Below are 19,724 nucleotides of genomic sequence, written 5' to 3' on the forward strand. Positions count from 1 at the left end.
TCCCGCACCGCCCGGACGACCAGGAGAACCGATGACCGCCGACCGTTCCGCCCGCCTGCTGGGCGGCCTCCTGCTGGCCGCCGGGGTCGCGCACTTCGCCGCGCCGAAGCCGTTCGACTCGATCGTGCCGCGCAGCCTGCCCGGCGACCCCCGCACCTGGACCAGGGCCAGTGGCCTGGCCGAGCTGGCCGTCGGCGCGGCGGTGCTGCACCCGCGCAGCCGCCGCGGCGGCGGGCTGGCGGCCGCCGGGCTGTTCGCCGCCGTCTTCCCGGCCAACGTGAAGATGGCCTACGACTGGCGCCACCGCCCGGCCCCGCTGCGCGCCGCCGCGTTCGCCCGGCTGCCGTTGCAGGCCCCGCTGATCGCCTGGGCGCTGCGGGTCTCGCGCGGCTGACGGCCCCTCGGCCGCCGTACCGCCCGGCGGGCCCGACGCCCCCTCAGCCGCCGTACCAGTCGGCGGGCCTGACGGTCGTGTCCGGCCCGCCGGGGCGGCGGGCGAGGATCTGGTCGACCCCCATCCGCCCCTCGGAGAAGGCCAGCGAGCTACCCGCCGTGTAGAGCTGCCACAGCCGCACCGCGGGCCGGCCGACCAGGGCGGTGAAGCGGTCCTGGTGGCGGGTCAGGGTGTCCCGCCAGGCGTCGATGGTGCGGGCGTAGTGCGGGCGCATCGCCTCGGTGTGCAGCACCTCCAGGCCGGCCGCCTCGATCAGGTCGACGGTCTGCCCGAGCGGGCGCATGTGCATGTCGGGGGCGATGTACGCCTCGATGAACGCGCCGCCGCCGGGCGCGGCGGCCCCGCGCGACATCTGCTGCACCAGCAGCCGGCCGCCGGGGCGGAGCAGCCCGTGCAGCCGGGCGGCGAAGTCGGGGTACTGGTCCCGGCCGACGTGCTCGCCCATCTCCACGCAGCTGACGGCGTCGTAGGCGTCCGCGGCGATCTCCCGGTAGTCGCACAGCCGGACGTCGACCAGGTCGGCGACGCCCGCCTCGGCCACCAGCGACCGGGCGTGGGCGTGCTGGCGGGCGGAGAGGGTGACGGCGGTGACCTGCGCGCCGTAGTGGACGGCGGCGTGCCGGGCCAGCGCGCCCCAGCCGCAGCCGACGTCGAGCAGCCGGGTGCCGGGGCGCAGGTCGAGCTTGCGGCAGATCAGGTCGAACTTGGCCCGCTGGGCGGCCTCCAGGGGCTGGTCGTCGGAGGTGTAGTAGGCGCACGAGTAGGCCATCGCCGGTCCGAGCAGCAGGGCGTAGAACTCGTTCGACAGGTCGTAGTGGTGGCTGATCACCGCCCGGTCCCGGCCCCGGCTGTGCAGGGCGCCGCGGACCCGGGCCCGGCCGCCGGGCCGCGGCGGCGGCGGTCCGACGGCACCGAGCCGGGCGGCGGCCGACAGCAGGGCGGGCCAGCTGCCCGGGGACGGCCGGCCGAGCCGCCGTCCGGCGAGTTCCCGGCGGACGGCGGACAGGGCCTCGGCGAGGTCGCCCTCGACGTCGAGCTCGCCGCTGATCCACGCGTCGGCCAGCCCCAGCTCGCCCGGCTGCCACAGCAGCCGACGCAGCGCCCGACGGTGGCGCACCACCACCTGCGGCCCGTCCGCCGGACCGGTGGTCGAACCGTCCCAGAGCCGCAGGCCGAACGGCGGCGGCCCCCCGAGCAGCTCCCGGAGCACCGGGGCGAGCACCTCGGCGGCCCCGGTGCGCGCGCCCGCGCGCCGTTCGGGTGCCGGGCTGGTGCGGGTGGCAGGTACGGTCATGGGTCCCCTCCGCCGGACGGGGCCGCCGGGCGGCCCCACACTGGTGTCTGCTCCCCGGGTTCGGAGCCGACCGCCCCGCGGATCGGTCACCCGCGCCACGAATCGGCCGCCCCTGCCTCTGGCGGTGGTCCCGGCGGCAACCCGGACCGACCGGCCAGACGGGCGGACCGGCCAGGCGGACGGGCGGCCAGACGGGCGGACCGGCCAGGCGGACGGGCGGGCAGGCGGACGGGCGGGGCTCAGCGGGACGGCGCAGCCGGGCGGGCGGTGGGCGGCCGGTCGGTGAAGGACTGTTCGATCAGGTCCAGCGCCGCTTCGAGCGTGCGGGGGCGGCCGGTCGGCGCGGGCGGGTCGTGGCGGTGCCAGCCGGGGCCGGCGGCGACGACCAGGGGGCGGGTCCGGGAGCCGGGCGGTCCCCAGACGGCCCGGTCGACCTGGCGGGCGAGGAGCGGGTCCGCGGTGCGCTCGCTCTGCGACCAGAGCAGGACCGCGGAGGGGCCCAGGCGCTGGACGGCGTCGAGCAGGGCCCGGGCCGGGACGGTCGCGCCGAGCATGCGGTAGGGCAGCCCCCGGACGGCCATGCCGGCCGCCACCGCCTCCAGCGGCAGGGTGTGCTGCTCGGCGGGCATCGCCGCGAGCAGGACGGGCGGCCCGGGCCGGAAGCGGGCCGGGGTGACGGCCACCGCGCGCAGCGCTGCGGAGACGTGCCAGGACAGCAGGTGCTCGACCTCGACGTACTGCTCGCCGTCAGCGGCCCACTTCCGGCCGGCCGCGCGCAGCGCGGGCATCATCACCTCGGTCCACGCCCGTTCGGGGCCGAGTTCGGCGAGGGCCAGCCGCAGGATGTCGGCGACCTCGGGGCCGTCCAGCCGCACGGCCGCCCGGGCCAGGCCCCGGCACTCGGGCCGGACGGTGCCCACCGGCATCGCCCGGCTGCCGCCGGGCGGACGGGGACCGGCCCCGGCCGGGGCCGCCCCGTCGGACGCGGAGTCGGACGCGAGGCCGGACGCGAGGCCGGACGCGGAGTCGGGCCGCGCGGGGCCGGGCTCCGGCGGCCGGGCGGCGCGGGCGGCCTCCCCAGGGGGGACCCCGCGGGAGGTCAGGCGGCACATCTCCTCCAGCAGGGCGATGTCCGCGGGGCTCCAGCGGCGGTGCCGGCCCGGCTCCCGGTGCGAGGGGCCGATCCCGTACCGGCGCTCCCAGGAGCGGACCGTGGTGGGCGACACGCCCAGCCGCCGGGCGACCGCCCCGGTCGACACGCCGGCCAGGGCGTCGTCCGCCGGGTCGTGGCCGGGGCGCGGGTCACCGGTGTCCGTCGTGGCGAGGGTCCGGCCTCCCGGCGGCGTCTCGTTCACCACTGGGACGTCCCGGGCGCGCCCTTGAACGGGCCGGTGATCTCGTCGGTGATCCAGCCGCCGTAGAACCCGCCCTGCTGCGGCCGGACGGTCTCGCCGTCCACCGTGCAGCGTTCCACCCGGTCCGGGTGGAACGCCAGGTGGTCGCGGAGCGCGCGGTAGCCGGGCAGCGGCTCGGGGTAGCTCCAGGCGGCCCGGGGCGACAGCCGCCCGTCGGCCAGCGCGTTCCAGTACCGGGCGCGGCCCTTCCACTCGCACAGGGTGCCGCCGTCGGCCGGCCGGAGCAGGGCCGTCGCCACGTCGGGGCGCGGCAGGTAGAACACCGGCGGGTGGCTGGTCTCCAGCACGCGCAGGGCCCGGCGGGTGGAGGCGAGCAGCCGCCCGGCGAAGAAGACCTCGACGAGCCGGCCGTCGGGCACCACGGCGGGCGGTCTGGGGTAGTCCCAGACCGATTCGGTCGGACGGTCCTCGTGGCGCACGGCTCTCCTCCTCACCCGTCCCCGCGGTCTCACGCCTCGTCGAAGGCCGCGCGCAGCCGCAGCAGGCCGTCCCGCATCCGGCTCTTGACGGTGCCCAGCGGGACGTCGAGGAGGGCCGCGATCCGGCTCTGCGAGTAGCCGCCGTAGTAGGCGAGCACCAGGGCCTCGCACTGGGCCCGGCCGAGGGCGGCCAGGGCCCGTCGCACCCGGGCCGCCTCCATGGACCGCTCGACCTCGTCCGCCACCGGCTCGGCGGTCGGCGCGGTCGCCGTCCGGTCGGCGCGGACCACGCGTTCCTCGCGCTCGGTGCGGGCCCGCACCGACCTGACCCGGTCGACGGCGCGCCGGTGGGCGATCGTGCCCACCCAGGCAGCGGCCGAGCCGCGCTCCGGCCGGTAGGACGGCGCCGAGCGCCAGACCTCCAGCAGCGCCTCCTGCGCGACCTCCTCGGCCTGCCAGGCGTCGCGCAGCACCCGCAGGGCGATGCCGTGGACGGTGGGCGCGATCTCCTCGTACAGGTCCGCGTACGCCGCGCGGTCGCCGTGGGCGGTGCGCTCCAGCAGGTGCCGGAGCGACTCGGCGCGGTCGGGGCGGGACGTCGTGGTCGCGATGGCTGACATGCTCCGCACGCTCCTCGCCCGCAGCGTTTCCCGCCACTTGCAGCGTTGTCGCATCGATCCGCGCGGCGTTCGCCGGTGTGGTCGCCGATGCGTCCGCCGGTGTGATCGCCGGTGCGCCGTGCCCGGCCGGGCACGGCGGCGGGCCCGCCGTGGTGGCGGGCCCGCGTGGTGGCCGGTGGCCGGTGACCGACCGGGTCAGAGTGCCGGGGGGCGGTGGCCGGTCCCGGCCGCGAGGGTTCCGGGGCGGGCGTCGGCCGGGTCGATCGCGCGGGGCCGCGCGGCGTCCGGTGCGGCCGCCTCGGGGTGGCGGTGGCGCCAGTACGGGTTGTCGTACGGCAGTCGGCCGCTGACCCGCCCGTACATGCCGAAGGTCGCGATGAGCAGGCCCATCGCGAAGCTGAAGACCACGTTGGGGATGCGGAACGCCAGCACGTTGGCGCCGGAGTCGAGCAGGGCGAGGTTGACGAAGCCGCTGAGCACGAACAGGGTGCCGACCACGATGTTGACCGTCGAGGCCGTGGTGCCGCCGATCGCCGCGCCGACGATCAGCACCACGGCCGTCGCGATCGACACCAGGCTGAGCAGGCCGTTGCTAGACAGCCCGGCGACGCTCTCGCCCCGGGTGCTGAAGAACGCCAGGCCGTCGGCCAGGCCCAGGCAGCCGAACACGAGCAGCACGACGCCGCACAGGCCCGCGCCGAACCGGTACACCCGGGCGAGGGGGTGGTCCACGGGAAGCTCATCACGGAGGTCCATGACGACTCTCTCCTTCGACAGGGGAGGCGGGTGCCTCCGCCCTCCACCGTCGGGGCCCGGCCCGGCCGGGGGAAGTCGCACCGTTCCCGCATCGAAGTGGCCGGGGGCGGTCGGGGGCGGGACGGGGCGCGGGCGGGGACGGCCGGGAGGGCAACCTGGGAGTGGGCGGCGGGGCGGCCCGGGCCCCAGCATGGACCGTCCGTTCCGTCCGGCCGACCCCGCGGGAGAACACCCATGCCTCACATCAGCATCACCAACGGCCTTCCGGGCATCAGCGGCCTGATGGCCCAGCGCCCGGACACCGCAGCGCCGTTGAACCAGCTCGCCGAGACGCTGCTGCGCAGCCCGGCGTCCTCCGCACTGAGCCGGGGCGAGCGCGAGCTGATCGCGGCGTACACCTCGGAGCTCAACGGGACGGAGTTCTGCGCGCAGTCGCACAGCGCCTTCGCCGCGGCCCAGCTGGACGGCGGCGCGGAGCTGGTGAAGGCGGTGCTGCACGGGCTGGACGAGGCGCCCGTGACCCCGAAGCTGCGGGCGCTGCTGCGGATCGCCGGCGCCGTCCGGGGGCCGGTCCGGGCGCTGCCGGCGGAGCTGGTGGCGGAGGCCCGGGCGGCCGGGGCCGACGACGGGCAGATCCACGACACGGTGCTGATCGCGGCGGCGTTCTGCCTGTTCAACCGGTACGTCACCTGCCTGGACACCGAGCTTCCGGCCGACCCCGGCTACTACGAGGAGGGCGCGGAGCGGATCGTCGCCCGCGGCTACGCCCCGGCGGCCGGCTGACCGCGCGCGGCTCCCGGCCCCCAGCCCGGTCAGCGGACCGGTCAGCGGACCGGACGGGGGGTGCGGGGTCGGCGGAGCCGGGGGCGGCGGAGCATCAGGAGGAGGGCGCCGGGCAGCAGGACGGCGTCGACGGCGAGCAGCAGCAGGTTCCAGGCGCCGTCGACGGCGTGGCTGTGGGCCGGTGCGGTGTCCTCCGCGTCCTCCGCGAGGGGGGTGCCGGGGCGGGGGGCGGTGGTGGTGCCGAGGTCGAAGGCGGTGGTGCCGGAGACCTCGCGGTCGGCGTCCAGGACGAGCCGGTAGACGACGCGGTAGGTGCCCGCGGCGTCGGTGCGGACCCGGGCGACCAGGCGGCGGCCGTCCAGGCGGGGCGGGCCGTCGGTGACGGGGGTGCCGTCGGGGCCGTTGACCTGGAGGTAGACCGCCGAGGGGTGGAAGTCGTCGCCGGAGAAGGTCAGGGCGACCTCGCCGGGGGCCCGGGTGAGGGCGCTGCCGTCGGCCGGGGTGATGCCCGCCAGCCGGACCGGCTGGCGGGCGCTGATCCAGAGGAGTCCGGCGAGCAGCAGGACGGCGAACGCGGTGCCGAGGACCAGGATGCGCTGGAAGGGGCGCCGCGGTGCGGGGGTGCTCACGCGAGGGCCGCGGCCTCGTGCTGGTGGGCGGCGGGTCGGCAGCTGCACGTCATCGCGGCCAGTTCGGTCCGGCTGGGCCGCAGGTGGTAGTACATGCCGATCACCATCGGGATGAAGACGACGGTGTTGTAGAAGAGGTGCAACTCGACCCGGGGGAAGGCCAGTTGGAGCACCGAGGTCGGAACCGGCCGGCCGAACAGGAAGTGCCCGGTCTGGGCCTGGAGCAGCAGGAGCAGGTGCTCGATGTGGTGCCAGAACTGGATCGCCAGCGCCACCGTCCACCAGGTGCGGCCCCGTCCGACGAAGCCGGGGCGCAGCAGGAACAGGCCGATCAGCATGACCAGGGCGTAGCCGTAGTGCATCCACTCCGAGGTCACCAGCCACGGGAACGCGTACCCGAGCAGCCCCTTGGACTTCGGGACCGGCCAGCCGAGGCCCCAGATCTGGTACGCCTGCGCGAGGTGTTCGGCCCAGTGGCCGAGCACCACCACCAGGAAGACGTTCAGGGCGGCGCGGTGCGATCCGTGGTTCAGGTGGGCGACCGGCCCCTGGGAGCCGGTTCTCGACGGTGCGGTGTGCGTCGTCATCGGTCTGGATCTCCTAGCGGAGGGAGGGGCGGGAGCTCGGCCGGCACGCGCGGTGGCGGCGCGTGCCCCAGCGTGGTGGCCGCGCGCCGGGGCGGGCTTCTTCCAACGTGCTCAGTTGCCCGCTCCGGCGACTTGACGGTACGTCAGCAAGTCTGCGAGGTCGGCTACTTGACTCCGATCAGGCGGGCCGCGGGGGCCGCGGGGGCGGGTTCGGGCCGGGGGTGCAGGACCTGGACGAGCTCGGCGGTGCACATCATGTAGCCGTCGGGGGTGGGCAGGTGGGCGAGGTAGTGGGTGAGGTCGGCGCCGAGGGAGAAGACCCGGACCGGGGTGCCGGCGGCCCGGGCGGCTTCGACCACCCGGCGGACGCCGTCCAGGACGGAGGGGTGCCGGGTCTGGTAGGAGTCGGCGACGAGGTGGTTGCCCCGGTCGGCGGCCAGGTAGAACTGGACCAGGTCCTTGACGCCGACGAACAGTTCGCTGGCCCCGGCGGCGCAGATCCCCCCGGTGGCGTGGACCGCGGCCGGGGTCTCGATGAACGCGGAGAGCGGGACGCTGTCCGGGAGTTCGAGGTGGGCGCGGAGCTGGGCGTACTCGTCGGCGTCGTTGAGGAACGGGACGGAGAGGTGGATCCGGTCCGCCTGGTCGCCGAGCCGGGTGCGCAGCGTGTCGAGCACCGTGCGCAGGGCGTCCCGGTAGGGGGCCGAGCCGAGCAGCCAGCGGGCGCCGTGCAGGCCCAGTTCGGGGTTGGGCTCGACGGCGACGGCGGACTGCTCGGTGACGCTGGCGGCGTGGTCGGAGCGCAGGTCGAGCAGGCGCAGGACCAGCCGCTGGCCGGGCAGGAGTTCCCCGACGAAGGCGCCGAGGCGTTCGGCGACGGCCCGTCCGTAGCCGGCGATCTCGGCGGGGCCGCCGTCGAGGGCGTCGAACGGGCTGAGCCCGGCGGCGAGGCAGAGGAACTCCTCGCGGATGAAGAACGAGTCGACCCGGGCCGCCTCGGGCCCGGAGGAGTTGACGGTCCGGATGTCCTGGAAGTCGGCGATGACCGCGCAGGCCGCGCCGAGGTCCGCCGCGGTGGGGGCGGCGGCGCCCGGCCCGGGGGCGGGGTCCGCGGCCGGGTCGGGGTCGAGCAGGATCGCCCCGCTCTCCAGGTCGAGGGTGACCTCGCCGACCAGGGCGGCGAGGTCGGCCTCGTCGACCCGGAGCACCGGGATGCCGCGGCCCCGGCACAGGGACTGCATGTGGCCGGTCTGCCCGCCGCCGCCGCAGACCACGGCCCCGGCGGTGACGATGGCCTCGTACAGGCCCGCCTCCAGGTGGGGGGCGATCAGGATGGAGCCCTCCTGCGGGCGGCCGGTGCGGTTGCAGGTGCCGCGCAGCGTCGCGCGGGTGCCGCCGGTGAGCATGAAGCCCTGGATCCGTCGTCCGTTCACTCAGTCCTCCGTGTCCTCGTCGGTGTCACCCCCGTCCGCGATCCCCAGGTGACGGCGCAGCTGGCGCGGCGTCACGGAGACGTCCGTGAGCCTCCGGACGGCGGACCGGGTGACGGCCGCCCGCAGTCGGCGGCCGCCCGGGTCGCCCGGGGTGGTGAGGAGGCCGATCAGGGCGTCCAGGCGGGTGTCGAGCCGTTCCCGACGGGCCCGGGACCGGGTCGCCATCCTCCGCACCTCCAGGTTCACAGCCTGATCGAACGCGGGGTCGGTCGCTTCCTCGAACGTGCCGTCGGAGGCGCGGGATCCGGCCAAGTCGCGGGCGGACGGCGGGTCCGGTTCGGGGGCGGCGCCGGGCAGTTCGAGTTGCTCGACGACGTGGGCGGCGACCGCGATGGAGTGGTTCTTGATCGCGGCGAGGTTGAAGGCGAAGGCGCCGGTGCGGCCGTTGCGGACGATCTCGTCGCCCTCGCGCAGCGGCCCGACCGCGGTGAGCGGGGCACCGGGCACCCCGGCGGGGGTGAGCAGGACGCCGCGGTGGTCGACCTCCAGGCCGCGGCCGGTGCGCTCGTGGGGGGCGGCCAGGCCGCGGCGCAGCAGGTTGCGCCAGAGCGGCTCCTCGACCCGCCGGTAGTCGCTCTCCCGGCCGAAGTTGGAGACCACCAGGTCCGCGCGGACGGTCAGCTTCTCGTCGGCGGTGGCGACGGTGACCTCCAGCAGGCCGGACCCGGCCGGGACGATCGCCTGGACGCCGCCCACCAGCAGCCGCACCGGGCCGGGGTGCATCGCCCGCTCGACCACCTCCAGGGTGTAGGGCACCGCGCCCACCCGCAGGGCGGCGATCGCGGTCCCGAACTCGTCCAGCAGGGACCGCAGTTCGGGGGACGGGATGCGGGCGAGGGCCTCCGGCAGGTGGGGCTCCCAGGCCTTGGCGACCCGTTCGGCGACCACCTCGGGGGCGATCTCGGGGTGGTCGCGGGCGACGCTCGCGCAGGCCGCCGTCCACTCGGCCCGGACCCGGCCGAGGAACTCCTCGCGGTCGCGGTAGGGCTCCAGCAGCGTGCGGGGGCAGGCCAGCCGCAGGACGCCGTGCTCGTGGGCGCCCGGGTAGGAGCGGAACATCGTCCCGGTCCGGGAGACCAGCACGATCCGCCCGGTGTGGCCGCGCCGCAGCAGCAGGCCCGCCGAGTCGTAGGCGCTGAGCACCGAGCCGACGATCACCACCTCGGCGTCCGGCGGCAGCGCCTCCAGGCGGCGCACGCCGTCGGCCGAATAGGGGTGGCGGACGAAGCGCGGGTGCTCCAGCACCTCGGCGGCGAAAGGGAGTTCCTTCAGCTCCAGGCCGGTGGCGAGGACCACGTGCGCGGCGGGCAGCACGTGCGCGGCGCCGTCGCTCCCGCCGACCGCCACGTCGACCCCGGCGGCGCTGGGCACCAGGTCGAGCGCCTCGCCGTCGGCCTCGGTGAGCAGGACGCCGGGGGCGGCCTCCCGGGCGGCCTCGGCGAGCCGCTGCTCCAGGTAGTCCTGGAAGATCCGCCGGGGCGCCGGGCCCGGCTCGGTGAACTCGTGGTCGGCCCACTGCGCGGGCCAACCGCCGCGGTCGGCCTCCCGATTGGCCCAGTGGACGAAGTCGAGCACGTCCTCCCGGAACACCGACATCCGTCCGGCCTGGATGTTGAAGACGTGGTCCCAGGGGTTGCCGCGCCGGTGGTAGGCGACCCCGGCACAGCGGTAGTCGGAACGCCGCTCCAGCAGGACCACCTCGACCGGGCGGCGGGCGAAGCGGAGCATCCTGATGGCGGTGGCCGTGCCGGCCAGACCTGCTCCCACCACGACGATCCTGGGGCGGGCTGCGGTGGGGGTCATGCGGGAGCCTCTCGGTCACGGGGCGGGAGCGACCCAAAAATGACTGATGAAACGTCAGGAACGTTGTACAGCAGCGGTATTGGACCCGTCTCCCGGTTCGCGGCACGGCGGGGGCACGGCAGCGACCCGGGGCGGGAACGGGGGCGCGGGCGGGGACTGGGACGGGCGGTCGGATGCCCCGCACGGTACCTGCGGGCGCCCGGCCGGGACTTCTCCCTGATTGCCCGGGGGACGGCACGGGCGGGGAGGCGGTGCAGTCCGGAGACGGCACGGGCCGAGGAACGGCGCAGCCCGGCGCCCGGCCCCGGCACGCTCGGAGAAGTCGGGGCGGCGACCGGGGGGTGAGACTCGGCGCTGGAGGTGGGTGCCGGTGCGGATGACGGCGGATCAGCGGCGCGAGGTGGTGGCGCGGGTGGCGGTGGAGGTGTTCGCCCGCGAGGGGTTCCACGCCGCGACGACCGCGGCGATCGCGGAGCGGGCCGGGGTGTCCCAGCCCTACCTGTTCCGACTGTTCGCCACCAAGCGTGCGGTGTTCCTGGCCGCCGCCGAGCTCGCCACCGACGAAGCCGCCCGGGCGTTCACGGCCGCGGCCCGGGACGCGGGCGCGGCCGGGGCCGGGGCCGGGGCCGGGGCCGGGGAGGCAGGTGCGGCCGAGGCCGGGACCAGGGAGGCGGTCGGCCTCGCCGCGCTGCGGGCCGGGAACCCGGCCGGGGACATGGACCGGGCTGGGGACGCTGGCGGCCTCGCCGCGCTGTGGATCGGAGACACGGACGGGGCCACGGACGGGGAGGAAGCCGGGCAGGTGGGCGGGGCCAGAGCCGCGACCCGGGACACAGACGGGGCCCCGGACCCGGGCCGCCTCGCCGCGCTACGGGCTGCGGCGGCTGGGGGCGCGGGCGGCCGCGCCGCCTTGCGGGCCGGGGAGCGGGCCTGGCGGCGGATGCTCGGGCCGGGCGGTCCCTTCGCCCTCCAGTGGCAGTTGCACGCGGCGGCGGCCGGCGACCCGGTGGTCCGGGCGGCGGCGGCCCGGCACTGGGGGGTGCTGTGGCGGACGGTGGCCGCGGCGACCGGCCTGCCCGATCCGGTGCTGGCGGCGTTCTTCGGCCGGGTCCTGCTGCGGGGCGCGGCGAGCGCGCTGCGCCCGGAGCCGCCCGCCGACACCACGGCCGCAACCGCGTCCGCGTCGCGCCTGGAGCCGCCTCCCGGTACCACCGCCGCAACCGCCCCGCGCCCGGAACCGCCCCCCGACACCGCCGCCGTCCCGCCGCTCCCCCGCCCGGGCCCGGCGGCCTCGGTCACCACCCCGACGGCACCCACTGCGCGTGGAACCCGTGCGGCACCCGTACCGGCAGCGGTACGGCCGCGATCGGCGGTCCGGTGAAGTCGGCGGTGTCCAGGACGAGCAGCTCGCTGCGGTCGGCGGCGGGGTCGTACACCAGGGTGAGCAGCCAGCCGTCGCCTTCGGGGGCGCGGGCGTCGCGCGGGACGAAGACGGCTTCGCCGCCCTGGCGGCCGTCGGCGAAGGGGTGCCGGTCGGTGCGGCCGGTGGTGAGGTCGTGGCGGAGCAGGGCGGGGCCGCACAGGGCGGCGCCCTGGCCGGGGGCGAGTTCGAGGGTGAAGGCGTAGCGGTAGGGCAGTCCGGTGCGGCGTTCGTCGATCCGCGGGAACTCCTGGGTCCGGCCGTCGAGCCGGTGTTCGAGCACGGCGCCCTCTCGGGGGTCGAGGGTCCAGCGCCACAGGGCGGGGGCGGATTCGCTGGGGTGCAGCCGGTCGCGGTCGAAGGCGCGTTCGTGGCGGATGACGTCGACGGTGATCCGGCCGTCGGCGTCCTCGAAGGCGTTGACGGGGTGGAAGACGAAGCAGGGCGGGACGTCCAGCCAGAGCGGGGCGGCGTCCGGCCGGTCGCGGGGGACGATGCCGATCCGGGCGTCGCGGTCGTGCTGCCAGGTGTGGGGGAAGGCGGAGCCGGCGGCGGCCTCGGCGGGGTCGTGGGCGACCGGCAGGTCGAACAGGACGGTGTGGCGGGCGGTGAGCGCGAAGGCGTGCATCCAGGGGCGGCCCTTGACCGGTACGGGCCGCGCGTCGCGGACCCGGCCCCCGGTGTCGACGGTGAGCAGGACGGCCCGGTCGCCGTCCGGGTCGACGGCGACGGCGTGCAGTTCGCCGGTCACCGGGTCGGTGAGCGGGTGGGCGCAGAGGCCGCCGGGGAGGGTGCCGTCGAGGTCGGTGCGGGCGAGGGTGCGCAGTTCGGGGTCGAGCAGGAGCGGCCGGGTGCCGCCGTCGGTGACGGCCAGGGTGCGGCCGGCGTGGCGGACCAGGTTGGCGTTGATGTTGCCGTCCGGGCCGTGGCGCGGGCCGGGGACGGGCAGTTCGCCGAGTTCGCGGCTGAGGGCGCCGTCGCGCAGCCAGCGGTTGCGGTACCAGTGGGCGCGTCCGCCGCCGAGGCGCAGTCCGTGCACCATGCCGGCGCCGGCGAAGGCGTGCTGGACGGCGGGGTCGTGCTCGCCGCGGGTGTTGGGGCCGATCCGCAGGAAGGTGCCGTCCAGTTCGGGCGGCAGGGTGCCGCGGACGGGGAGGTCGGTGTGCGCGGTCTCGGCGGGCACCGGCCGGTAGCCGGGTCCGAGCAGGTGGGTGGTGCTGTGCGGGTGGCTCCTGGTGGGGTGTGCGGTGGTGCCGGGCATGGTGGCCCCCTCCGTCAATAGCACCGTTACATAACGCCGTCATTAATGAGGGTCACAGGCGGCTGACATACTGTCAAGGGTGAGTCCACGGCGGGTCGACCCGAACCTCAGTGCGCAGCTGATCGAGGCCGCGGCGAAGCTGCTCAGCGAAGAAGGACCGGCCGCGCTGTCCACCCGCAAGCTGGCGGCCACCGTGGGCACCTCGACCATGGCGGTCTACACCCACTTCGGCGGCATGGACGACCTGGTGCGGACGATGGTCCGCGAGGGCTTCACGCTCCTCAACCGGCGGCTGGAGGCGGTCGAGGAGACCGACGACCCGGTCGCCGACGTGGTCGCGCTCGGCTGGGCGTACCGGGCCAACGCCCGCGAGCACCGGCACCTCTACAACGTGATGTTCGGCGGCGCCGGCCTCAGCAGCTTCTCGCTCACCGACGCCGACCGCCAGCACGGCCGCTACACCCTGGACGCCCTGGTCCGGGCGGTCAAGCGCTGCGTGGCCGCCGAGCGCTTCCGGCCCGCCGACCCGGAACTGGTGGCCCATCAACTCTGGATCGCCCTGCACGGCCTGGTCACCCTCGACCTCGGCGGCTACCTGGTGGAGCCGCTCACCGCGGACGTCTGCTTCGAGGCGCAGGTCTGCGGCATGGTCCTCGGCGCCGGCGACGACCCGGCCCGCGCCCGGGAGTCGGTCGCCAAGGCGGCCCGGCGACCGGCCTGAACCCGCAGCGACCCGGCCCGGCCACCCGCCACGACGGGACCGCCACCCCCCGCCCCGCCGCCGTCCCCGACCTGACGGGACAGGGCATCTAGCCCGGCGCGCCGCCCCTGTGGGACCCTGGCGCGAGCGGGATGCGGCCGCGGCGGAACACCGGGACGGGGAGTCGAAGTGAGCGCACGCCTGGTCGGGTCACGATGAACATCAGCGTGGTCATCCCGTCCTACAACGTCGGCCCGCAGGTGCGGCGACTGCTGTCGTGCCTGGCCCTCTGCGAGCTCGACGCCGGTGACTCGTTCGAAGTCGTCGTGGTGGACGACGGCTCCGACGACGGCACCGGGGAACTCCTCGCCGCACTGAAGCCGCCCTACCCCCTGCAGTACCTGTTCCTGCCGCGGACCCCGACCTCCGGCCGGGCGGCGGCGCGCAACGCCGGGATCCGCGCGGCCTCCGGCGACGTGGTCGTCCTGGTCGACGCCGACCAGGTCGTCGAACCCGGCTTCCTCGCCGCGCACGCCCGGTACCACCGGCTCCGCACCGACCTGGTCGTGGCCGGTCCGCGGGGCGACATGGCCGCGGGGGAGATCGACGACGAGCGCCTGGCCCGGGAGTTCTCGCTCGACGCGATGCCGGAGATCGTCAGATGGGACGGCCGGGAGTTCCTGCTGGCCGAGTTCTCGGAGAACTTCGACAACCTGGAGACCTGCTGGCACTACGCGTTCACCTGCAACCTGTCGGTGCGCCGCGAGCACCTGCTCGCGGTCGGGGGCTTCGACGAGGGCTTCCTGGGCTGGGGCCTGGAGGACTCCGAGCTCGGCTACCGGCTGCGGCGCCGGGGGCTGGCGTTCGCGTTCCAGCCGGAGGCGCTGTCCTACCAGAGGGAGCGCGAGGTCACGGCGGAGATGCTCGGCCAGTGGCGCACCAACCTCGACCACTTCGTCGCCAGGCACGCGGGGGTGGCCGATGTGGCGATCCAGCAGGTCATCTGCCGGGCGTTCGACCCGGCGGAGGCGGACCGCGCCCTCGGCTGGCTGGACTGCACGGTCCGGATGGAGTACGCCGCGCGGGCGCTGGCCGGCCGGCTGCCCGAACCGACCTCGTACGTGCTGCTGGAGGTGGACGACGACAACGCCCGGGACGTCCTCGCCCGACTGCCCGAGCTGGCCGCCGAACGCGACCTGCTGGTCCTGGACGGCACCGAGCGGGCGGTGCTGGCCGGACCGGCGCAGTGCGCCGGGACGACGCGGGAGCTGGTGTACTTCCACCGGCCGTCCACCGACGCCCGGAAGAAGATCCTCGCCCGCTATCCGGTCGGGCCCGGCGGGCTGACGTCCTGACCGACCGTTCCCGAGCGGGCTCGGTCCAGGGGCTCGGCAGTCGGGGGCCGCGGACCGGATGCGACGGCTCGGCGGCGGCTGCGGCCCGGCGGCGGCTGCGGCCCGGATGCGGCTGCGGGCCGGATGCGGCGGTCCGACGGCCCGGCGGCTGCGGGCCGGGGCCGACCGGGTCGAGGGCGGGCGGGTCGAGGGCGGGCGGGGGTGCGCGCGCGCCGGGGTGCCGTCGGGCGCCCGCCTCCGCAGCCGGTGGCGGGCGCCCTGCCACGGCCCGGACCGCCGTTCCGTCCGGTCCGGCGGCGGCGGTCCGGGCCGCGTCCACCGGGTGTCGGGTGCCGGTCGGCGGCACCCCGGGCCGGGCGGTCGGCCGGGCCGGGCGGAACGGCCTACGCGTTCCAGGGCGCCTTGGGCCACCACAGGTAGCCGAGGTTGCCGAGCAGCCGGACGTCCCAGTACAGGACCGTGAACGCGCCCGCCACCAGGAACGCGGTCGCGGTCAGCGTCGCCGCCCGGCCCGGCTTGGTGGCCAGCCAGCGCTGCACGGGCGTGCCCAGCGCGAAGGAGAGCAGCAGGAACAGCAGCGCCATCACCAGGACGTTGCCGATCGACTGGAGCGCGAACGCCACCGCCCCGTACAGCGGGTCGTGCTCCTGCGCCGCGTGCCGGAACAGGGTGCGGAACAGCGGGTAGGGGCGGCCGATCAGGAAGCCGCCGACCAGCGCGCCGACCAGCACCAGCGGGGCGTTCGGGAACCGGCGGGCCACCCCCGCCAGCGGGTCGGGCAGCACCCCGGCCGCGGCCAGGCCGATCACCAGCATGACCAGGCCGATCACGCCGAACACGACCATCGCCTGGAGGATGCGCGGCGAGAGCGTCCCGGGCACGGACGCGGTGGAGAACTGCGGCAGGTGGGTGCCGCACAGGCCGACCAGCACCCCGTACCCGGCGGAGACCGGTAGCATCCCGGCCGCCAGCCAGCCCAGCGGGCGCAGCGCGTGCCCCAGCCGCTGACGGCGGGTCAGGCTCATCTGGCCGACCAGCGGGCCGACCGCGCCGAACACCGCCACGTTGCAGGCCGTGAACGAGCCGGCCAGGCCGGAGACGAAGGCGAACAGGACCCCGGCGGCGACGCCGCTCAGCGGGGTGGACCGGGCGTCGTGGCCCAGCAGGCGGTCGGCGGTGGTGAAGCCGATCTCGTCGTCGGCCAGTTTCGAGGACCAGGCGTAGGCGAGCAGCAGCCCGCCCAGGAGGCCCAGCAGGACGACCAGGGCGCGGCGGCGTGGGAACAGGCCGTTGACGAACAGCGAGGTGGCGCGCGGTGGCGCCTTCACCGTCCGGCCCGTGATGGTCTCGGTCACGTGGGGTCTCCTCGGCTCACGGAGGGCCGCTCCCGAAGGGTGTCGGGAACGGGTGGCGCGCGGGGCGTCACAGAGTGTCGTGGATCGGACCGGTCGGGTGACTACTTCCGGGTTGCCCGGCATCGGCACGGTGGGAGAAGCCCCGCGCCGCCGGGGTCCCGAGCATGTAACCGGAGAGCTGCGGCCATCCGGGCGCGCGGCGGGCGGGAGGCAGTGATGAGCGGCGGCTGGCGGGCGGTCCGACGACGCCTGTTGACACCGAGTCACAACGAGACGAAGTTGTCCACCAGGGGTTTCCACCTCAAGGACGACGCGGCGCGGACCAACCTGGAGACCGTCGGCGGGACCTTCCTCGACGGCTACGCGATCGCCGTCGAGGCGCGCGACCAGGACGAGGCGCACGAGCGGCTGGAGCGGATACCGGTGCGCTACCGGGGCTTCGCCTACGAGGGCGCGGCGATGGGCCTGGCCGTGCTGGACGGCCTGCCGCTGCCCGGCAACGACCGGGTCGCCCGGTTCCTGGCCGGCCACGGCGCGCCGCACGACTACATGGTGCACGTCGGGGTCGGCTGGGCGATGGCCCGGCTGCCCCGCTTCCGCTGGGCCTCGATCGCGCCGTCCGACCCGCTGCTGCGCTGGCTCGCCCTGGACGGGTACGGCTTCCACCAGGCGTACTTCCGCACCGCGCGGTACGTGCACCGGCACCACCGGGAGAGCGACTTCCCGTGGCCCGGCGACGGGACCCGGCGCTACGCGGGGCACGCCATCGACCAGGGCGTCGGCCGGGCCCTGTGGTTCATCGGCGGCACCGACCCGGCCGTGGTCGCCGACCTGGTCGACGGCTACCAGGCCGACCGGCACGCCGACCTGTGGGCCGGGGTCGGGCTGGCCGCCTGCTACGCGGCCGGGGCCACCGACGCCGAACTGCGCCTGCTGCTCGACCGGGCCGGCCCGCACCGGCCCCAACTCGCCCAGGGCGCGGCCTTCGCCGCCACCGCCCGGGTCGAGTCCGGCCTGCTCACCGAGCACGCCGAAGCCGCCACCGCGGTGCTCTGCGGGCTCACCCCGCAGCAGGCCGCCGGGGTGTGCACCCGGGCCCGGCCGCGGCCGGCGGTCGACGGTCCGGTCCCCGCGTACGAGCTGTGGCGGCAGGAGATCGCCGACCGGATCGCCGACCTCGCCGCCGGAGCCCACCGGTGAGCGCCCCCGAGCCCGTCCCGGCCGCAGCCGGGGCCGCACCCGACGGCGCCCCGCTCGCCGGTCCCGCCGTCGTCCGGCCGCGGCGGGGCGGGTCCCGGCGTCCGCCGGGGCCGTCGCGGGTCGCCACGCCGCTGCTGCTGGCCCGGATGGCGGCCGACCGGCTGGCGGTGATGACCGGGGCGGCGGCGGCCTACGGCGACGCGGTGCGCCTGCCGCTCGGCCCGAAGACGCTGTACTTCTTCAACCACCCGGACCACGTCCGCCGGGTGCTCACCGACAACAGCGCCAACTACCACAAGGGCATCGGTCTGATGCACGCCCGGCGCGCCCTCGGCGACGGGCTGCTGACCAGCGAGGGCGAGCGCTGGCGGGCCCAGCGCAAGGTGATCCAGCCGGTGTTCCAGGCCCGCCGGATCAACCGGCAGGTCGACGTGATCGCCGAGGAGGCGGCGCTGCTCGCCGAGCGCCTGCGCCGGACGGCGGGCCCGGGCCCGGTGGACGTCCGGCAGGAGATGACCTCGCTCACCCTCGGGGTGCTCGGCCGCGCCCTGCTGGACGCCGACCTGGGGGTGCACGCGTCGATCGGCGAGGCGTTCGAGGTGGTCCAGGACCAGGCCATCTTCGAGATGATGAGCCTGAGTTCGGTGCCCTCCTGGGTGCCGCTGCCGCTCCAGCTCAGGTTCCGCCGGGCCCGCGCCGAGCTGGACCGGATCGTCGCCGCGCTCGCCGACGAGCGCCGCCGCCGGCCCGCCTCCGACGGCACCCGGGACGACGTGCTGTCCCGGCTGATCGACGCCACCGCCGGCGAGGGCGACCCGGCGGCCCGGCGGGCCCGGATGCGCGACGAGCTGGTCACCCTGCTGCTGGCCGGGCACGACACCACCGCCAGCACCCTCAGCTGGAGCCTGTACCTGCTCGACCGGCACCCGGAGGTCGGCGACCGGGTCCGCGCCGAGCTGGACGAGGTGCTCGGCGACCGGCTGCCGACCCTGGACGACCTGCACCGGCTGACCTACACCTCGATGGTCCTCCAGGAGGTGATGCGGCTGTACCCGGCGGTCTGGCTGCTGCCCCGCAAGGCGCTCGCCGAGGACGAGGTCGGCGGCTTCCGGGTGCCGGCCGGCGCCGACGTCGTGCTCTGCCCCTACACCCTGCACCGGCACCCGGAGTTCTGGGACGAGCCGGAGCGCTTCGACCCCGAGCGCTTCGCCCGGGGCCGCTCGGCGGGCCGGCACCGCTACGCCTACGTGCCGTTCGGCGCCGGGCCGCGGGTCTGCGTGGGCAGCAGCCTGGGCATGCTGGAGGCCACCGTGGTGCTGGCCGTCCTGCTGCGCCGCCTGCACCTGGCCGTCCCGCCCGGCCACCGGGTGCGGGCCGAGCCGATGCTGACCCTGCGCGTCAAGGGCGGCCTCCCGATGACCGTCCGCCCGCGCGGCTGACCCCCCGCACCCCGTACGCCCGCACGCCCGTACCGCGAAGGGCCCGGACCGCTTCCCGGTCCGGGCCCTTCGCGGTGCCGCGCCGCCCGCCGGACGGGCAGGAGGGGGCGGGCACGCCGGACGCCCGGCCGGGAGGGTCCGGCCGGGCGGCGGTGGGGAGGTGGTGCGGCGTCAGTGGGCGAGGCGGGCGAAGGCGCCGCCGTGGTAGAGCAGCGGGTCGCCGCCGGTGGAGCGGCCCGCGCCCAGGACGGTGCCGACGAAGATGGTGTGGTCACCCCCCTCGTGGGCGTCGGCGAGGCGGCACTCCAGCCACGCCTGGGCGTGGTCCAGCACGGGCGCCCCGGTGTGGCGGCCGCGGGTGTGGCCGATCCCGTCGAACTCCCGTGCGCCGCGCGGGCGTCGGCGGTCGGCGAAGTGCCGGGCCAGCCACTCCTGGTCGCGGGCGAGCACCGAGACCGCGAACGCCCCTTCGGCCAGCACGGCCGCGTGGACCGCGGCCGACTTCACCACGCACACCAGTACCTGCGCCGGTTCCAGCGAGACGGAGGTGAAGGAGTTGGCCGTCATGCCGCACGGCGTCTCGCGCCCGGCGGTCAGCACGGTCACCCCGGTGGCGAAGCGTCCCAGCACCCCGCGCAGCGCCCGGGGGTCGTGGACGTCGGCCTCGGGCGCCTCCGCGGGCAGCGGGGGCAGGTCGAGCGAGCCGGGCAGCGGTGCGGAGGCGGGCGGGTAGGAGGACAT

Annotated in this window: 19 protein-coding genes; 7 read left to right on the forward strand and 12 right to left on the reverse strand. The window is 76.4% G+C overall.

Features of this window, described 5'->3' with window-relative positions:
- Nucleotides 1-31: 31 nt before the first annotated feature.
- The gene (locus K353_RS04530; RefSeq protein ID WP_100834687.1) at nucleotides 32-394 is read left to right on the forward strand and encodes a MauE/DoxX family redox-associated membrane protein; all 363 of its coding nucleotides are present in this window, start codon (nucleotides 32-34) and stop codon (nucleotides 392-394) included.
- 43 nt (nucleotides 395-437) lie between these two features.
- Here the strand turns inward: K353_RS04530 and K353_RS04535 are convergent, their stop codons facing one another.
- The 5 genes from K353_RS04535 to K353_RS04555 form a co-directional block, all read right to left on the reverse strand.
- A complete protein-coding gene (locus K353_RS04535; RefSeq protein ID WP_111552260.1) occupies nucleotides 438-1,748 on the reverse strand; it encodes a cyclopropane-fatty-acyl-phospholipid synthase family protein in 1,311 nt (436 codons plus the stop codon).
- Between the two features lie 239 nt (nucleotides 1,749-1,987).
- Entirely contained in the window at nucleotides 1,988-3,103 is a 1,116-nt protein-coding gene (locus K353_RS04540) for a MerR family transcriptional regulator (RefSeq protein WP_370447558.1), read from the reverse strand.
- Nucleotides 3,100-3,582 (reverse strand): DUF427 domain-containing protein, encoded by a 483-nt coding sequence (locus tag K353_RS04545; RefSeq protein ID WP_233533370.1) that lies wholly within the window; start codon nucleotides 3,580-3,582, stop codon nucleotides 3,100-3,102. Before K353_RS04545 ends, K353_RS04540 begins: the two co-directional genes overlap by 4 nt.
- Before the next feature lie 29 nt (nucleotides 3,583-3,611).
- Entirely contained in the window at nucleotides 3,612-4,202 is a 591-nt protein-coding gene (locus K353_RS04550) for a sigma-70 family RNA polymerase sigma factor (RefSeq protein ID WP_111552262.1), read from the reverse strand.
- Between the two features lie 195 nt (nucleotides 4,203-4,397).
- Nucleotides 4,398-4,958: a DUF4383 domain-containing protein gene (locus K353_RS04555; RefSeq protein WP_111552263.1), complete on the reverse strand. Its 561-nt coding sequence runs from the start codon at nucleotides 4,956-4,958 to the stop codon at nucleotides 4,398-4,400.
- 234 nt (nucleotides 4,959-5,192) lie between these two features.
- Here K353_RS04555 and K353_RS04560 point away from each other — a divergent pair, with 234 nt between their 5' ends.
- Complete coding sequence (locus tag K353_RS04560; protein WP_111552264.1) at nucleotides 5,193-5,741, forward strand: carboxymuconolactone decarboxylase family protein; 549 nt, start codon at nucleotides 5,193-5,195, stop codon at nucleotides 5,739-5,741.
- A 41-nt stretch (nucleotides 5,742-5,782) separates the two neighbouring features.
- Here K353_RS04560 and K353_RS04565 read toward each other — a convergent pair whose 3' ends face one another.
- The 4 genes from K353_RS04565 to K353_RS04580 form a co-directional block, all read right to left on the reverse strand.
- Entirely contained in the window at nucleotides 5,783-6,370 is a 588-nt protein-coding gene (locus tag K353_RS04565; RefSeq protein WP_158585335.1) for a copper resistance CopC family protein, read from the reverse strand.
- A complete protein-coding gene (locus tag K353_RS04570) occupies nucleotides 6,367-6,957 on the reverse strand; it encodes a hypothetical protein (protein WP_111552266.1) in 591 nt (196 codons plus the stop codon). Before K353_RS04570 ends, K353_RS04565 begins: the two co-directional genes overlap by 4 nt.
- A 164-nt stretch (nucleotides 6,958-7,121) precedes the next feature.
- A complete protein-coding gene (locus tag K353_RS04575) occupies nucleotides 7,122-8,390 on the reverse strand; it encodes a putative PEP-binding protein (RefSeq protein ID WP_111552267.1) in 1,269 nt (422 codons plus the stop codon).
- Complete coding sequence (locus K353_RS04580; RefSeq protein ID WP_111552268.1) at nucleotides 8,391-10,253, reverse strand: FAD/NAD(P)-binding protein; 1,863 nt, start codon at nucleotides 10,251-10,253, stop codon at nucleotides 8,391-8,393.
- 376 nt (nucleotides 10,254-10,629) lie between these two features.
- Between K353_RS04580 and K353_RS37120 the strand changes: the two genes are divergently transcribed.
- Nucleotides 10,630-11,634: a helix-turn-helix domain-containing protein gene (locus K353_RS37120; RefSeq protein ID WP_111552490.1), complete on the forward strand. Its 1,005-nt coding sequence runs from the start codon at nucleotides 10,630-10,632 to the stop codon at nucleotides 11,632-11,634.
- Here K353_RS37120 and K353_RS04590 read toward each other — a convergent pair.
- Nucleotides 11,549-12,934 carry a carotenoid oxygenase family protein gene (locus tag K353_RS04590; RefSeq protein WP_111552269.1) on the reverse strand — a complete coding sequence of 462 codons (1,386 nt, stop codon included), beginning with the start codon at nucleotides 12,932-12,934 and terminating at the stop codon, nucleotides 11,549-11,551. The two genes, K353_RS37120 and K353_RS04590, sit on opposite strands and share 86 nt — an antisense overlap.
- 79 nt (nucleotides 12,935-13,013) lie before the next feature.
- Between K353_RS04590 and K353_RS04595 the strand changes: the two genes are divergently transcribed.
- Nucleotides 13,014-13,655 (forward strand): TetR/AcrR family transcriptional regulator, encoded by a 642-nt coding sequence (locus K353_RS04595; RefSeq protein WP_111552270.1) that lies wholly within the window; start codon nucleotides 13,014-13,016, stop codon nucleotides 13,653-13,655.
- Between the two features lie 194 nt (nucleotides 13,656-13,849).
- Complete coding sequence (locus K353_RS04600) at nucleotides 13,850-14,989, forward strand: glycosyltransferase family 2 protein (protein WP_158585336.1); 1,140 nt, start codon at nucleotides 13,850-13,852, stop codon at nucleotides 14,987-14,989.
- Between the two features lie 383 nt (nucleotides 14,990-15,372).
- Here K353_RS04600 and K353_RS04605 read toward each other — a convergent pair whose 3' ends face one another.
- Nucleotides 15,373-16,344: a hypothetical protein gene (locus K353_RS04605; RefSeq protein WP_199527983.1), complete on the reverse strand. Its 972-nt coding sequence runs from the start codon at nucleotides 16,342-16,344 to the stop codon at nucleotides 15,373-15,375.
- Nucleotides 16,345-16,560: 216 nt separating this feature from the next.
- Here K353_RS04605 and K353_RS04610 point away from each other — a divergent pair, with 216 nt between their 5' ends.
- Nucleotides 16,561-17,544, forward strand: coding sequence for a DUF1702 family protein (locus tag K353_RS04610; RefSeq protein ID WP_111552272.1), 984 nt, complete (start codon nucleotides 16,561-16,563; stop codon nucleotides 17,542-17,544).
- 131 nt (nucleotides 17,545-17,675) lie between these two features.
- Nucleotides 17,676-18,983 (forward strand): cytochrome P450, encoded by a 1,308-nt coding sequence (locus K353_RS04615; protein ID WP_255410661.1) that lies wholly within the window; start codon nucleotides 17,676-17,678, stop codon nucleotides 18,981-18,983.
- 171 nt (nucleotides 18,984-19,154) lie between these two features.
- On the opposite strand, the gene K353_RS04620 is transcribed toward K353_RS04615, so the two are convergent.
- Complete coding sequence (locus K353_RS04620) at nucleotides 19,155-19,724, reverse strand: flavin reductase family protein (protein ID WP_111552273.1); 570 nt, start codon at nucleotides 19,722-19,724, stop codon at nucleotides 19,155-19,157.

This window comes from Kitasatospora sp. SolWspMP-SS2h (assembly GCF_003259315.1).
Classification (GTDB): Bacteria; Actinomycetota; Actinomycetes; order Streptomycetales; family Streptomycetaceae; genus Kitasatospora; species Kitasatospora fiedleri.

Excerpts from the sequence above, each read along its gene's own strand:
- K353_RS04535 (WP_111552260.1), bottom strand. The coding sequence starts at position 1,748 with ATGACCGTACCTGCCACCCGCACCAGCCCGGCACCCGAACGGCGCGCG.
- K353_RS04580 (WP_111552268.1), bottom strand. The coding sequence starts at position 10,253 with ATGACCCCCACCGCAGCCCGCCCCAGGATCGTCGTGGTGGGAGCAGGT.
- K353_RS04530 (WP_100834687.1), top strand. The coding sequence starts at position 32 with ATGACCGCCGACCGTTCCGCCCGCCTGCTGGGCGGCCTCCTGCTGGCC.
- K353_RS04550 (WP_111552262.1), bottom strand. The coding sequence starts at position 4,202 with ATGTCAGCCATCGCGACCACGACGTCCCGCCCCGACCGCGCCGAGTCG.
- K353_RS04555 (WP_111552263.1), bottom strand. The coding sequence starts at position 4,958 with ATGGACCTCCGTGATGAGCTTCCCGTGGACCACCCCCTCGCCCGGGTG.
- K353_RS04600 (WP_158585336.1), top strand. The coding sequence starts at position 13,850 with ATGAACATCAGCGTGGTCATCCCGTCCTACAACGTCGGCCCGCAGGTG.
- K353_RS04620 (WP_111552273.1), bottom strand. The coding sequence starts at position 19,724 with ATGTCCTCCTACCCGCCCGCCTCCGCACCGCTGCCCGGCTCGCTCGAC.
- K353_RS04570 (WP_111552266.1), bottom strand. The coding sequence starts at position 6,957 with ATGACGACGCACACCGCACCGTCGAGAACCGGCTCCCAGGGGCCGGTC.
- K353_RS04610 (WP_111552272.1), top strand. The coding sequence starts at position 16,561 with ATGAGCGGCGGCTGGCGGGCGGTCCGACGACGCCTGTTGACACCGAGT.
- K353_RS04590 (WP_111552269.1), bottom strand. The coding sequence starts at position 12,934 with ATGCCCGGCACCACCGCACACCCCACCAGGAGCCACCCGCACAGCACC.
- K353_RS37120 (WP_111552490.1), top strand. The coding sequence starts at position 10,630 with ATGACGGCGGATCAGCGGCGCGAGGTGGTGGCGCGGGTGGCGGTGGAG.
- K353_RS04560 (WP_111552264.1), top strand. The coding sequence starts at position 5,193 with ATGCCTCACATCAGCATCACCAACGGCCTTCCGGGCATCAGCGGCCTG.